At 60.3% G+C, this 13,722-nt stretch carries 16 protein-coding genes; 11 read left to right on the top strand and 5 right to left on the bottom strand.

The features are described from left to right. Positions 1 to 49: 49 nt before the first annotated feature. Entirely contained in the window at positions 50 to 805 is a 756-nt protein-coding gene (locus DDE77_RS07645; RefSeq protein ID WP_108396852.1) for a copper homeostasis protein CutC, read from the bottom strand. Positions 806 to 938: 133 nt separating this feature from the next. On the opposite strand from DDE77_RS07645, the gene DDE77_RS07640 reads away from it, so the two are divergent. From DDE77_RS07640 to DDE77_RS07625, 4 genes are all read left to right on the top strand, one after another. Continuing rightward, positions 939 to 1,313 (top strand): GntR family transcriptional regulator, encoded by a 375-nt coding sequence (locus tag DDE77_RS07640; RefSeq protein WP_108396851.1) that lies wholly within the window; start codon positions 939 to 941, stop codon positions 1,311 to 1,313. Continuing rightward, the gene (locus DDE77_RS07635; RefSeq protein WP_108396850.1) at positions 1,306 to 2,220 is read left to right on the top strand and encodes an ABC transporter ATP-binding protein; all 915 of its coding nucleotides are present in this window, start codon (positions 1,306 to 1,308) and stop codon (positions 2,218 to 2,220) included. The genes DDE77_RS07640 and DDE77_RS07635 overlap by 8 nt, the downstream gene beginning before the upstream one ends. Next, positions 2,217 to 3,104, top strand: coding sequence for a hypothetical protein (locus DDE77_RS07630; protein ID WP_108396849.1), 888 nt, complete (start codon positions 2,217 to 2,219; stop codon positions 3,102 to 3,104). The genes DDE77_RS07635 and DDE77_RS07630 overlap by 4 nt, the downstream gene beginning before the upstream one ends. 82 nt (positions 3,105 to 3,186) lie before the next feature. After that, the gene (locus tag DDE77_RS07625) at positions 3,187 to 3,399 is read left to right on the top strand and encodes a hypothetical protein (protein ID WP_108396848.1); all 213 of its coding nucleotides are present in this window, start codon (positions 3,187 to 3,189) and stop codon (positions 3,397 to 3,399) included. A 47-nt stretch (positions 3,400 to 3,446) separates the two neighbouring features. Here the strand turns inward: DDE77_RS07625 and groL are convergent, their stop codons facing one another. Both groL and groES read right to left on the bottom strand, forming a co-directional pair. After that, entirely contained in the window at positions 3,447 to 5,072 is a 1,626-nt protein-coding gene (gene groL, locus DDE77_RS07620; protein WP_108396847.1) for a chaperonin GroEL, read from the bottom strand. Positions 5,073 to 5,105: 33 nt separating this feature from the next. Beyond that, entirely contained in the window at positions 5,106 to 5,420 is a 315-nt protein-coding gene (gene groES / locus DDE77_RS07615) for a co-chaperone GroES (RefSeq protein WP_108396955.1), read from the bottom strand. Positions 5,421 to 5,616: 196 nt separating this feature from the next. On the opposite strand from groES, the gene DDE77_RS07610 reads away from it, so the two are divergent. The 7 genes from DDE77_RS07610 to DDE77_RS07580 all read left to right on the top strand — a co-directional run bounded on the left by DDE77_RS07610 (position 5,617) and on the right by DDE77_RS07580 (position 11,533). Then, positions 5,617 to 5,886, top strand: a complete 270-nt coding sequence (locus DDE77_RS07610; RefSeq protein WP_108396846.1) for an usg protein — start codon at positions 5,617 to 5,619, stop codon at positions 5,884 to 5,886. A gap of 190 nt (positions 5,887 to 6,076) precedes the next feature. Continuing rightward, complete coding sequence (locus DDE77_RS07605; protein WP_245895128.1) at positions 6,077 to 6,928, top strand: metal ABC transporter substrate-binding protein; 852 nt, start codon at positions 6,077 to 6,079, stop codon at positions 6,926 to 6,928. Further along, positions 6,925 to 7,803 carry a manganese/iron ABC transporter ATP-binding protein gene (locus DDE77_RS07600; RefSeq protein ID WP_108396844.1) on the top strand — a complete coding sequence of 293 codons (879 nt, stop codon included), beginning with the start codon at positions 6,925 to 6,927 and terminating at the stop codon, positions 7,801 to 7,803. The genes DDE77_RS07605 and DDE77_RS07600 overlap by 4 nt, the downstream gene beginning before the upstream one ends. Further along, a complete protein-coding gene (locus tag DDE77_RS07595; protein ID WP_108396843.1) occupies positions 7,800 to 8,654 on the top strand; it encodes a metal ABC transporter permease in 855 nt (284 codons plus the stop codon). The genes DDE77_RS07600 and DDE77_RS07595 overlap by 4 nt, the downstream gene beginning before the upstream one ends. A gap of 44 nt (positions 8,655 to 8,698) precedes the next feature. After that, positions 8,699 to 9,487, top strand: a complete 789-nt coding sequence (locus DDE77_RS07590; protein ID WP_108396954.1) for a metal ABC transporter permease — start codon at positions 8,699 to 8,701, stop codon at positions 9,485 to 9,487. A 43-nt stretch (positions 9,488 to 9,530) separates the two neighbouring features. Continuing rightward, positions 9,531 to 10,736, top strand: coding sequence for a hypothetical protein (locus tag DDE77_RS07585; protein ID WP_157959713.1), 1,206 nt, complete (start codon positions 9,531 to 9,533; stop codon positions 10,734 to 10,736). Continuing rightward, positions 10,733 to 11,533: a hypothetical protein gene (locus tag DDE77_RS07580; protein WP_108396841.1), complete on the top strand. Its 801-nt coding sequence runs from the start codon at positions 10,733 to 10,735 to the stop codon at positions 11,531 to 11,533. Before DDE77_RS07585 ends, DDE77_RS07580 begins: the two co-directional genes overlap by 4 nt. Here the strand turns inward: DDE77_RS07580 and DDE77_RS07575 are convergent. Beyond that, positions 11,530 to 12,408 carry a glycosyltransferase family 8 protein gene (locus tag DDE77_RS07575; RefSeq protein ID WP_157959712.1) on the bottom strand — a complete coding sequence of 293 codons (879 nt, stop codon included), beginning with the start codon at positions 12,406 to 12,408 and terminating at the stop codon, positions 11,530 to 11,532. The genes DDE77_RS07580 and DDE77_RS07575 overlap by 4 nt on opposite strands. Continuing rightward, a complete protein-coding gene (locus DDE77_RS07570; protein WP_157959711.1) occupies positions 12,405 to 13,613 on the bottom strand; it encodes an O-antigen ligase family protein in 1,209 nt (402 codons plus the stop codon). Before DDE77_RS07570 ends, DDE77_RS07575 begins: the two co-directional genes overlap by 4 nt. Between the last annotated feature and the right edge of the window lie 109 nt (positions 13,614 to 13,722).

Here is a 13,722-nt window from a genome sequence, read left to right as displayed (position 1 = left end):
CTCTGGGGTCCGGTAAACCCTGCAGCTTTAACCTTCTATTCGAACAAAGTCATGCCGCCTTGGCGGCAGCGATGGTGCGGCGCACCGCCTCGGTGTCGGTCAGGGTGATCTCGTATTCCCGCTCCAGCGCCGTGCCGCCCATGCCTACGTGGGGGTTGCGGAATGCCATACCGCTCTTGATCGTCTTGAGCGCAGCAAAGTGCATTTCATCAACATTGGTAGCTTGGCGGATCTGGGCGATATTGCTTTCATCGAGCGCGCCACAGGCCATGACAACAATGCGGCCATTGGCGAGCGCGGCGGTTTCCCGAAGAATGTCGATGCCCTCGAAAGCCGTATCGCGCTGGCCGCTGGTCAGCACGCGATCAACGCCGCAGCGGATCAGCGCTTCAAGAGCTTCGCGGAAGTCGGCGGTCATGTCGAAGGCGCGATGGCAGGTCACCTTCATGGGACGAGCCGCTTGTACCAGCGTTTTAGTGCGCTCTTCATCGATGCGGCCGTCGGCCGTCAGGCAGCCAATCACCACGCCGGCAATGTTCATGTCGCGCAGCGCCTTGATGTCTTCCACCATGGCCGCAAATTCGAGATCGGAATAAAGGAAGTCTCCGCCGCGCGGGCGGATGATCACGTGGAACGGAATGGTCGCGACACGCTGTGCTTCGCGAACCACACCAAGGCTGGGCGTGAGGCCGCCTTCAAGCAGGCTGGCGCAAAGCTCCACCCGGTCAGCGCCCCCCTCTTGCGCTGCGACCAGGCCATCAACGCCCTCCACACAGATTTCAATCTTGAAGGGGTGCTGCGACATGACTGGTCTCCAATTGGTATTGCATTGGATAGTTCCTCCTGCGTCCCTCCGCAAGAGCCATGGGAGCACCGAATTCCCCTTGACAGGCCGCCCTGCTGTATTACTTATGTAGCACACTACATAGGCAGAGCACATGGATGACTTTCACACCAGCCAGCCGATCTTTGTTCAGATCCGGCAGCGCCTGGCTGAAATGATCCTGCGCGGGCAGGTGGCAGAGGGCGAGTCTTTACCCTCTGTCCGCCAGATCGCGGGGGAGCTTTCAGTTAATCCGCTTACGGTCACAAAGGCTTTCGAAGCCCTGGTCGATATCGGCGTGGTGGAAAAACGCAGGGGATTGGGGATGTTCGTTACAGCCGGAGCGCGCGAGCAATTGCTTGCGCATGAGCGGGACAAATTCCTGCGGGAAGATTGGCCGCGCATTGCCGCGCAGATCAGGGCGCTCGATCTCGACCTTTCGCTTTTGCTTGCCAAATCGACATCACACCAGGAGCCGGACCATGAATGAGCTATCCACACTCGGCCAGACCGGCGATCTAGCGCCGATTGTTTCCGCACGCGGCCTGCGCAAGCGCTTCGGGCGCAAGGAAATCCTGCACGGGCTCGACTTCGACATTCCGCCCGGCCGCATTTATGGGCTGATCGGGCACAATGGCGCGGGCAAGACCACGACGCTAAACGCCATGCTGGGGCTAACCTCTTGCGAGGGCACGATCCGCGTTTTGGGCGAGGATCCGTTCGCCAAGCGCGCCAAGCTGATGGAGAATGTGGCGTTTATCTCCGACGTAGCGAGCCTGCCGCGCTTCATGCGCGTGCGGGAGTTGTTTGCCCTCCTGACCAACATCCATCCCAATTTCTCGCCGGAAAAAGCGCGAGCCTTTCTCGAGGGCACCGACATTCGCCCCGAGATGAAGATCAAGCATCTCAGCAAGGGGATGATGGCGCAGCTGCATCTGGCGGTCGTGATGGCGATCGATGCCAAGCTCCTGGTGCTGGACGAACCCACGCTTGGACTCGACATCACCTATCGCAAGCGCTTCTACCGGCGCTTGCTGGAAGACTACATGACCGAGGAGCGCACGCTGCTGATCACCACCCATCAGGTGGACGAGATCGAGTTCATGCTGTCCGATATCATGTTCATCAGGGATGGCGAGCTGATCCTCCACATGCAGATGGAAACGGTGAACGACAAGTTCACCCAAGTCGTCGTCAACGATCCTGCCGACCAGCAGGCAGCGCGCGCACACAACCCGGTCTACGAGGAAACGCGCTTCGGCCAGACCGTGATGATATTTGATGGCGTGGACCGCGCCGTGCTGGAGCCTTTTGGCAAGCTGTCGACGCCGACACTGTCGGATCTCTTTGTTGCCCTTATGCAGCGACCCACAGCCAACCCGGAGAGCGCAGAATGAGGGCATTTGCCGCCTTGGTGCATCGCGAGTTCATTGAGCATCGCGGCGCCTTTCTCGTGGGGCCATTGATCCTGGTCGCCGTGCTGTTTGGCGCCACCATCCTGGCTTTCACCGTTGGGCGCGTCGATGCGCGCTTTTCGGGCCAGGTGTTCACGGTCGCGCCCCTGCGCGTCTATGAAGTTGGGTTCCTCGCCTTTGGGGCCGGCTGGTCGCTTTATCTGATTTCGACCTTGTTCTTTTATTCCGCCGATGGCTTTGCAGCCGACAAGCGCAACAATGCCATGCTGTTCTGGAAGTCCATGCCACAATCGGACTTCAAGGTCCTGCTCAGCAAATTCGTGGCGGCCCTGACCATCTTGCCCGGCGTAGTTTATGCCGTGGCCCTGCTCAGCGGCATCCTGCTGTTCGGGGTGGCCTTTGCCACGACGCTGATCAATGGCACCGGAAGTGTCGGCTTCCTGGGGCAGATCGCTATTATCTATGGGCAGGTGGCGCTGGCGATCCTGGCCGTCGTGGCGTGTGGGCTTCTGTGGTACATGCCGTTTATTGCCCTAGTAGGTGCCCTCGCAACATTGGTGGGGCGCTGGGCCATTCCAATTGCGGCCCTGTTGCCGGCCCTGCTGTCGACACTGGAATGGGTGACACTGGGGGGATTTCATCCTTTTGCGACACATGTCTGGGGCTTTCTCGAGCAACGCCTCGCCCTGCCGGACACGCCTTACGCCGAGGCTTGGCTCGTGAGTGCTGAGCCGTTTAGCGGGTGGGCGTTTACGCTGGATCTGATTGCGGGCATTGATTGGATGCAAGTAGTGCTCGGCGGGGTGTTTGCCTTGGTCGTGATTTTTGCGGCGAGCGAGTATCGGCGGCGTGGGAACGATAATTGAGGTTAGCGGCTGTCACATTCGGCCGGAACTACACGGCGCAAGCGCTGTTGTTCCCCCAAGAGCTCCCACAACAGGCAAGCCGATGCAGCCACACCCTGATCTCAGCCCCATTCCCGACCTTGATGAGGATCTGATTGCCGGCCTCGACAGTTTCATTGCCGATCATGTGCATCCCGAAGCCGGAACACTCAGCCGCAATGATGCCATCAACCGCATTCTGCGCGATTGGCTAACGGGCCAAGGCTATGTCGCGCCGGATGCCGAAACGCTCGATTTCGACGATCCCGAACATTGAAACAAAAACCCGCACTGGCAAACCAGTGCGGGCTCCCGAGGCAGGCTCTAGAAGTCCATGCCGCCGCCGGGCATGGCCGGTGCAGCTTCCTTCTTGGGTTTCTCGACCACCAGCGCTTCGGTGGTGATCAAGAGGGATGAGACGGAAGCGGCATCCTGCAGCGCCGTGCGCACCACCTTGGCCGGGTCGATCACGCCATTGGCGACCATGTCCTGGTATTCGCCGATTGCGGCATTATAGCCCCAGCTATAATCGTCCTTTTCAAGGAGCTTGCCGACGATTACCGAGCCGTCCTCGCCGGCATTGGTGGCAATCTGCTTGGCCGGTGCCTGGATGGCGCGACGGACGATGTCGATGCCGGCCTGCTGATCGGAGTTGGCGCCCTTGAGAGCGGAAAGCGCCTTGATCGAGCGCAGGAGCGCAACGCCGCCGCCCGGCAGGATGCCTTCCTCCACGGCCGCACGAGTGGCATGAAGCGCGTCGTCGACGCGGTCCTTCTTCTCCTTGACCTCGACTTCAGTCGCGCCACCGACGCGGATCACGGCAACACCGCCGGCGAGCTTGGCCAGGCGCTCCTGGAGCTTTTCGCGGTCGTAGTCGGAAGTGGTTTCCTCGATCTGTGTGCGGATCTGGGCCACACGCGCGTCGATATCGCTGCGAGCGCCGGCACCATCAACGATCGTGGTGTTTTCCTTTTCGATCACCACCTTCTTGGCGGTGCCCAGCATCTGTAGCGTGACGTTCTCGAGCTTGATGCCGAGATCTTCCGACACGACATTGCCGCCAGTCAGCACGGCGATGTCCTCGAGCATGGCCTTGCGCCGGTCACCAAAGCCAGGCGCCTTGACGGCCGCGATCTTGAGCCCGCCGCGCAGCTTGTTGACCACAAGCGTGGCGAGAGCCTCTCCCTCGACGTCCTCGGCAATGATCAGGAGCGGCTTGCCCGACTGCACCACGGTTTCAAGCAGCGGCAGCATGGGCTGCAGGCCCGAGAGCTTCTTTTCGTGGATCAGGATATAGGGGTCTTCCAACTCCACCCGCATCTTGTCGGCATTGGTGACGAAATAGGGGCTGAGATAGCCGCGGTCGAACTGCATGCCTTCGACGACTTCGAGCTCGGTCTCGGCAGTCTTGGCTTCCTCGACGGTGATCACACCCTCATTGCCGACCTTTTCCATGGCTTCGGCCAGGAAGCGGCCGATCTCGCTGTCGCCATTGGCCGAGATGGTGCCTACTTGGGCAATCTCGCTGTTCGCGGTGACCTTCTTGGCATGAGCCTTGAGGTCAGCCACCACGGCATCCACGGCCAGATCGATGCCGCGCTTGAGATCCATTGGGTTCATCCCCGCGGCCACGGCCTTGGCGCCTTCCTTGACGATGGCCTGCCCCAGCACGGTTGCCGTGGTGGTGCCGTCGCCGGCAAGATCATTGGTCTTGGATGCGACTTCGCGCACCAGCTTTGCCCCGATATTCTCGAACTTGTCTTCAAGCTCGATTTCCTTTGCGACGGTCACGCCATCCTTGGTGATGCGCGGCGCGCCAAAGGATTTCTCGATAACGACATTGCGCCCCTTGGGGCCCAGCGTCACCTTGACGGCGTTGGCCAGCGTGTCCACGCCGCGCAGCATTTTTTCGCGTGCTTCGGTTGAGAACTTGACGTCCTTTGCAGCCATTCTTTCTTTTCTCCCAAAATGAAAGCGGCGTCGTTAGGCGGCCTTGCGGGCCGGCTCGACGCCTTCAATGACACCCAGAATGTCGGATTCCTTCACGATCAGCAGATCTTCGCCTGCGATCCTGACTTCGGTCCCGCTCCACTTGCCGAAGAGGACGCGATCGCCGGCCTTGAGCTCTGGCGCGATCCGCTCGCCCTTGTCGTTGCGGGCACCTGGCCCTACGGCAACGACCTCGCCCTCAAAGGGCTTTTCCTTGGCGGTATCGGGAATGATGATCCCGCCAGCTGTTTTCTCATCGGCATCGATCCGGCGAACGACCACGCGGTCATGCAAGGGTTTGAGCCCCATGCTTTCCTCCATAACAATGATGATGTCAGAGCTTCCTCCGAACACCCCCGGAGGAAGCGATCAGGCAGTTATGAGCAGCAAAAACAGCTTTCAAGAGGTGTGATCAAAATTTTTGGCACTCGGCTTTGGTTAGTGCTGATTTGCCGGTCTGACCGGCTTGTGCTGCTCTATTGGTGGTTACGAAAAGGAGCACGCAATGCCCGATCAGGCTTTCCTCAAGCAGCTCGAAGGCTATGGACTGACCACTGCCGAAATCCACTACCACATGCCCGACCAGCCATCCCTGCTGCAGCTGTTTATTTGGCAGCAATATGATCTGGCCCCGCGCTTTCCTGTGCTGGAAGAGTTTTTGGCCTTCTGGACGCGGGAGATCGAAGGTCCGCTCCATTCGGTCCGCATTGCTCATGCCAAGCTGATCAAGCCGGCTGAACTCAAAGCCGTGCGCGGCATCGTTACCCTGCACTAGCCAGCCGCTCAGTTGCCCTCGGAAAAGCGTGGTCTAACCGTGCCGGGACGATGGCGCTCTCGAAAACTTAAGATGCAGCACTGACGGAACTCCTAGTTGCAAGTGATTTGCAATTGCAATATACCACATGCAGCGAAACATGGAGTTCTTAATGCAGCGCCGCCTGTTTTCCGCCCTGGCTCTCTCGGCCATGCTTGCCGCCACGCTTCCCAGCCATGCCCAGGAACGCCTCAAGGCGGTGACCAGTTTCACCATTATCGCGGACATGGCGCGCAATGTTGCAGGGGACGCAGCGGACGTGGTTTCGGTAACCAAGCCGGGCGCCGAGATCCACAATTACCAGCCGACACCGGGCGATCTGATCGCGGCGCAGGATGCCGATCTGGTTCTCTGGAACGGGCTCAACCTCGAGCAATGGTTTGAGCAGTTTCTAGCCAATCTCGGCGATGTCCCCTCTGTCGTGGTGAGCGAAGGCATCGAGCCGATCGGCATCGGGGAAGGTCCTTATGAGGGCAAGCCCAACCCCCACGCCTGGATGTCGCCCACCGACGCGCTTGTTTATGTCGAGAACATCCGCGCGGCGTTCGTCGAGGCTGATCCCGCGAACGAAGCTGCCTACAATGCCAACGCCCAGCGCTATGCCGAGCAGATTACCGCTGCCGTCGCGCCCATCCGCGCTGCCATTGAGGCGATCCCAGATGAACGCCGCTGGCTTGTGACCTCGGAAGGGGCCTTCAGCTATCTGGCACGCGATTTCGGGCTCAAGGAGCTCTATCTCTGGCCCATCAATGCCGACCAGCAGGGCACGCCGCAGCAGGTGCGGCAGGTGATCGATGCCGTGCGCGCCAACAATGTGCCAGCGATTTTTTCGGAATCGACCATTTCCTCCAAGCCTGCCGAACAGGTTGCGCGGGAAACCGGTATCACCTATGGCGGCGTGCTCTATGTGGACTCGCTGTCCGAAGCCGATGGCCCTGTACCCACCTATCTCGATCTGCTGTCGGTAACTGCCAGCACCATTGTCGAGGGGCTTTCCCAATGAACGATGCCACCGCGCCGGGCCTTGCTGTCAGCGACATCACCGTGGCCTATCGCAATGGCACCACAGCCATCAAGCACGCCAGCTTCACCATTCCGCGGGGATCGATCACGGCTCTGGTGGGCGTCAATGGCTCGGGCAAGTCGACGCTGTTCAAGGCCATAATGGGCTTTGTGCCGCTGGCGGGCGGGTCGGTCGAAATTCTGGGCGTGCCGGGCAAGCAGGCGCTTAAGCGCAATCTGGTTGCCTATGTGCCGCAGTCCGAGGACGTGGACTGGAATTTCCCTGTTCTGGTGGAAGATGTGGTCATGATGGGGCGCTATGGCCATATGGGCTTGCTGCGTCGACCCAAGCCGGCCGACCATCAGATGGTCACCTCGGCCCTGGAGCGTGTCGACCTCCTCCCGTTCCGCCACCGCCAGATCGGCGAACTCTCGGGTGGGCAGAAAAAGCGTGTGTTCCTCGCCCGCGCCCTCGCCCAGCAAAGCCAGGTCATTCTTCTCGATGAGCCGTTCACGGGAGTCGACGTCAAGACAGAGGACTCCATTGTCGCCCTGCTGCGCGATCTGCGCGATGAGGGCAAGGTCATGCTGGTTTCCACCCACAATCTGGGCTCCGTGCCGGAGTTTTGCGATCGCACCGTGCTGGTCAAGGGCACTGTGCTGGCGTCCGGCCCCACCAGCGAAATCTTCACCCGCGAACGGCTCGAGGAAACCTTTGGTGGCGCACTGCGCCATTTCGTCCTTGCCGGGTCGGGGCTGCATGACGACGATGATCCGCGCCACATTTCCGTCCTGACCGACGACGAGCGCCCGCTCGTCATGTATGGCGAAAAGGGCAAGATGAGCACCAAGCAATCGGACCCGGTGGGGAAATGATCGACACGCTGCTGCTCCCCTTCAGCTACAGCTACATGATCAACGCGATGTGGGTTTCGGCCCTGGTGGGCGGCGTTTGCGCCTTCCTTTCTGCCTACCTCATGCTCAAGGGCTGGTCGCTGATCGGGGATGCCCTGTCGCATTCCATCGTACCCGGCGTGGCCGGCGCCTATATGCTTGGCCTCCCCTTTTCCCTCGGCGCCTTCTTTTCCGGCGGATTGGCAGCGCTGGCCATGCTGTTTCTGACCCAGCGCACCAAACTTCGGGAAGACGCGGTGATCGGGCTGATCTTCACCGCCTTTTTTGGCCTTGGCCTCTTCATGATTTCCTTGTCGCCAACATCGGTCAACATCCAGACCATCATTATGGGCAATATCCTGGCCGTAACGCCTGAAGACACCGTGCAGCTGGTGATCATTTCGCTGGTGACGCTTGGCGTCATGCTGGTGATCTGGAAGGATCTCATGGTCACCTTCTTCGATGAATCCCATGCCCGCTCCATCGGGCTTAATCCGCCGCTGCTGCGGGTGATCTTCTTTACGCTCCTGGCCGCCTGCACCGTTGCCGCCATGCAGACCGTAGGCGCCTTTCTCGTCATCGCCATGGTGGTGACGCCCGGCGCGACCGCTTACCTCCTTACCGACCGCTTTGGTCGCCTCGTCATGATCGCCATTGCCGTGGGCACCTTGTCCTCATTGTTCGGGGCCTATCTCAGCTTCTTTCTGGATGGCGCGACCGGCGGCGTGATCGTGGTGCTCCAGACCTTGGTCTTCCTCCTGGCCTTCATATTTGCGCCCAAGCACGGCATGCTGGCCGCCCGGCGCCGTACGGCACGGGAAATCGCGTCGTGAGCGATTTCCTGGTCTATGCCCTCTGGCCGTTCCAGTTTTCGTTCATGACGAACGCCATGCTGATCGCAGTCATGGTGGCGGTTCCAACCGCTTTGCTGTCGTGCTTCCTGGTGCTCAAGGGCTGGTCGCTGATGGGCGACGCCATTTCCCATGCCGTACTCCCCGGCGTGGTGCTGGCCTATATTGCCGGAGTGCCGCTCGGCATTGGGGCCTTTGCCGCCGGCATGGGGTGCGCACTCTCGGTCGGCTTTCTACGCGAAAATAGCCGCATCAAGGAGGACACCATTATGGGCGTAGTGTTCGCCGGGCTCTTCGGCCTTGGCATCGTCCTATACACATCCATCCAGACCGACGTGCATCTCGACCATATCCTGTTCGGCGACATCCTGGGCGTGGGCGCGGACGATCTTTGGCAAACCGGGATCATTGCCATCCTGGTCACCGCCATCGTGCTGGCCAAATGGCGGGACCTCGTGCTCTTCACCTTTGATCCGCAACAAGCCGGCGCCATTGGCCTGCCCGTCCGCTGGATCCATTACGGGCTGCTGACGCTTCTGTCCCTCACCATCGTTGCTGCCCTTACCGCCGTTGGCATCGTGCTGGTGATCGCGCTCCTCGTGGCGCCTGGGGCGATTGCCTATCTCCTTTCCCGGCGCTTTGCGCCCATGATGCTGATCGCAAGCCTGGTTTCGGTCAGCTGTTCGATCCTTGGCATCTACCTCAGCTTCTTTATCGATAGCGCCCCGGCGCCAACCATTGTCCTGCTGATGAGCGCCAGCTTCGTCGTGACCTTTGTTCTGACGACACGCCGCCGGCCAGCTGTTCCCGCCTAAGACCCTCTACCCATCTCGCCTGCGCCGCGCTATGGGACGCGCCATGGCCTTCGACCTTGCCCAAGCTGATCCCCAGATCGCCGCTGCCTCTCCGGCCCTGCTGGACCCGGCGCGCGAACTGCGCCGCGTGCCGCTCGGGCCCGAACTGGACCGGCCGGAGAACTTTTACGAGCGCTTCGACGATTGCGCAGTTTTCTACGACATCTTCCGCGACCATAGCGGGCGGCACGTCTATTTGATCGGACCCATGGGGCTCAATCTCACCCCCCTGATCGAAACACTGGTGATCACGGGGCATCCCTCTGGCACCATCAGCAAGCCGCGCATCCATCATGGCGTGCAGGCTGAAATCCTGCGCGTTTCCTTGCCGCCGAGTGACAACCGCCTGAGCTTTCGCTTCGCCGACCAGCATTTCATCCTGCCAATCCAGCCCAACCGGAGCCGGCATTTGCGAGGGGAGCGGGTGATCTTCACCATCAACAAGGACAACGACCTCGCCTGGATTGCCGATTGGGCAAAATTCTATGTGCGCGAACACGGGGCAACGGCAGCGGTGATCTATGACAATGGCTCGACCACCTATAGCCTCGATGAGCTGCGCATCACTTTGGCCTCCGTTGAAGGGCTCGGCAAATTCCTGGTTATTCCGTGGCCCTATAAATTTGGCTCGATGAACGATGTTTTCAGCTCGAGAGGCATGGGTGGGCGCTGGAACCGGCTAGGGCCGAACTGGGGCATGTTCGCGCAGCCACCCAAATTCACCCAGTTCTTCCGTAAATACGCCATGGAAGCGCGTTCCATACTCAACGTCGATGTTGACGAGCTCGTCATGTCGCCGTTCCGCAAATCGGTGTTCAAGGCCGTGGAGCGGTCGCCATTTGGTTTGCTGCGCTTCAACCGTGTGTGGGTGCTAAACTCCCGGACCGAGACTGGCCCGCCCCGGCACGACCAATTCTTTATCCGCAAGAAGGGAACCGCCGCGCGAGACCGCGGCAAGAAATGGGCCCTGGCGCCGAGCCGGTCTTTTTTTGCCAGCTGGCGCGCCCAGCCTTGGACGCATTTTGTCAAGGGATGGCTCAATCTCTCAGGCGCTTCGGCGGATTTTTATTGCTACCACTTCATCGGCATTTCCCGCTCTTGGTATTGGGATCGCACGGAAAGCATCGGCTTTGATCCCAAGCTTCACGTCAAGGACAAGCTGATGCTCGACACTTTCGCCGATGTGTTCGGCACGGATCGCAAGCGGTGAGCCTGCCCACGATCGTCAGCTTCTGGCACGGACCGATCAGCTGGCTCGAAAAGCTGTGCTTGCGCTCCTTCGTCCGGCAGGGGCATGCCGTCGAGCTTTATGCCTTTGATCCTGTTGCAGACTTGCCAGAGGGCGTCACCTTGCACGATGCGGCCGAAATCCTGCCACGGGACCAGCTGATTTTCTACAAGGGCGTGGGCACGCCCGGCGTGTTCTCCGATCGCTTCCGGCTCTGCCTCCTGCGGCAGGACAAGGGGCTATATTCGGATCTCGACGTTTATTGCCTGCGTCCCTTCAGCGACCTGCCCCCCTATGTGATGGGCTGGGAGACCCAGCGCTCGGTCAACAATGCGGTGTTGCGCATTCCCCCCGAGTCGCCAGTGCTTGATGATCTGCTCGGCATATTTGAGCGGCGAGGCAGACCCCTGCTTGAACCACACCTGCCGCTTGGACGGCGGCTGGAAGTGGCCGCACGGCGGCTCATGGGGGCCGCCGTGCCGCCCGAGCACATGCAGTTTGGCGCAACCGGCCCATTTGCCCTGACCCATTATTTGCGCCGGCATGGGCTTATGGAAATGGTTCAGCCCGCCTCTGTCTTTTACCCCATCCCCTATGAGGGCATTCCCGCGCTGATGCAGCCTGGCAGCATGATTGAGACGGCGATCACGGAGCAGACGCTGGCAGTCCATATCTGGCGTAGCCAGCTGACCCGGCGCGGGCGGGCTGGCATGCCGAACCCCGCGCCCGGCAGTGCGCTGTACATGCTGTGCGAGCGGGACGGGATCGACTTGCCTTAGCGGGCGAGCCGGAGCTTTTTGAGCCACCAGCGCTTCCAGCGGTGCCGCGCGAAACGGTAAAATAGCTCATTGGTCATGACATGCCGGTAGAGCCGGGCATAGGCCACGCTTTGCAGCATGCCAGAGAGAATGCCCCAGGGCTTGGCTTCGCCGGTATAGTGGAGGATTGCCGGATCAAGTCCCTCATGGGCGTGTCGCGCATCGATGGTGTTCCAGCGCCAGGGCAGGATCAGCCAATTATTTGCAAAGACCAGGTTCAGGAAATCCTGGTCGTAATATATGCGCTGCATGATGCCGTCCTTGAGCGCCTGTTCCATGCGCCCCATGATGTCGGCCGCTCGCCATTGCGCGACATCGATCAAAACCATGCCGGCGTTGAAATAAGGATCGGCGATATCGAAGATGTCGCGATTGCCCTTGAGATCGCGCCGCGCGGTGATGAAAGCACCGATGGAGTCGCGCACCGCGGCAATGGGCTTGCCTTCCATGTCGATGTCGAACAGCTTTTCGATATTGTCGCGCACCAGCATGTCGCAATCGAGATAAAGCACCCGCTCGACATCTGGCCCCACCAGCCGGTCAATCATCAGACGGGCATAGACAATATTGCTCAGCCGCTTGTTCTCCGGCATGCGCCTGGCGACGTCACGAAACAGATCGGACGCATCAAGGTCGTACCAACGCAGCTCCACTGGGAATTCGGCGGTGATCGCTTCGAGATCGGCCCGATGCTCGGGCGTCAGCGTACGGTGGCACAGGTGAAACACCAGATCGCTGCGGCGGCGGGTAAAGAGGCACACCGAACGCATGGTGGCATAGGCGGGTGCCCAGAAATTGTCGTCAAACGTCAGGGCAATATGGATGGAAGTCGTCAAGCGGGCAGGTCCTTGCCTTGGCGGGAAAGCGCTGCGATCAGCGACAAGATGACGGCATATAGCGTTGTCTGCGCCAGAACGCCAAACATGGCGTTGGTCAATCCCATGGCGAAATATCCAAGCGGCGTGACAGTGCCAAGATAGATTGTGGCATTGCGCCAGCGGCCTTTATTGGCGAGGCCACTTGCAAACGGCGCCAACACCAGCAGCACATAGCTCAAGAGGCCCAGCGTTCCGGCAATAACGGCAAAGTCTGCCACATCATTGTGCAAATGGCCCCAAGACCGATAGTTCATATCCGGTGGCGCATAGCTCTGAGCGACATCGGTGTAATCCAGAATGCCATGCCCGAAGATCGGCGATGCCCAGAACGCCTGAAGCGCGCTTTGCAGCATGTGGAGGCGCTCATTGGCACTGGCGTCTGCCGTGGTGCCTGTTAGGAGCGTGCCGATTTGCGCGATATCGCCCAAACGCCCCGCAGCGCCTGAGCTGATCAGCGCGAAGCTCAAAATGCCCAGCACGACACCCCCTGCTGCCAGCAGAAGCAGCGCTCGCCTTGTTGGCAGGAGGAGCAGGGCCAGCATGCCCCCGCCCACCACAAGCATTGGTCCGAACGCCAGGAATGGCCCGCGCGAGCCGCTGAACCAGATCGCCACAAGCGCGAACACGGGGCCCAGCATAAAGAACAGGCTCAGCTTTGGCTTTTCGGTGATGCCAACCAGCCCCACAAAGCCCAGCATCAGCGTGAGATCGGCGAAATGGATCGGGTTGTTTACGGAACCGCCGCCGCGTGCCAGGCCAAAGATCAGCACGTCGGCAGCCGCAATGGCAGCCCCAGCGCCGGCTCCCGCAATAGCGAAGCCGCCGACCACGGCGGGGCGTAGCCGCTCACCAAGCTGGGTGAGGAGGGCACTATGGCCGGCAAAGAACCAAAGTGGCGCCAGGATCAGTATGGCGGCAAGATGCATCGCCGAGCTTGCGGTCGCGACAAGCGCCACAAACAGCAAAGCACCTGCAAGAAGAGTCAGCCTTACGCCCCAATCGGCAAGAACCTGCCGTGGTCTTGATTGCACGGCGAGCAGAACAAGGCCAATGCCCATCATGACCAATGTGGTGATATTGGCCCGTCCGGGCGCCATGCTGGGCAGGGTAAGCCCCGCAAGCAGTGCTGCCCAGGCCAGAAGAATCAACAGTCGTGCAAGCAAAATCAAAGGTCCCTGCCGATGCGCGGGGACCATGACCATTGCTTCTGATCCCGTCAACGAATTACCCGCGCATGATGAGCACCTCGGTTCTTTCCCCCCAGAGTGCAGC

The organism is Devosia submarina (assembly GCF_003056345.1).
Taxonomy (GTDB): domain Bacteria; phylum Pseudomonadota; class Alphaproteobacteria; order Rhizobiales; family Devosiaceae; genus Devosia; species Devosia submarina.
This window is presented reverse-complemented; position numbering and strand designations above follow the sequence as displayed.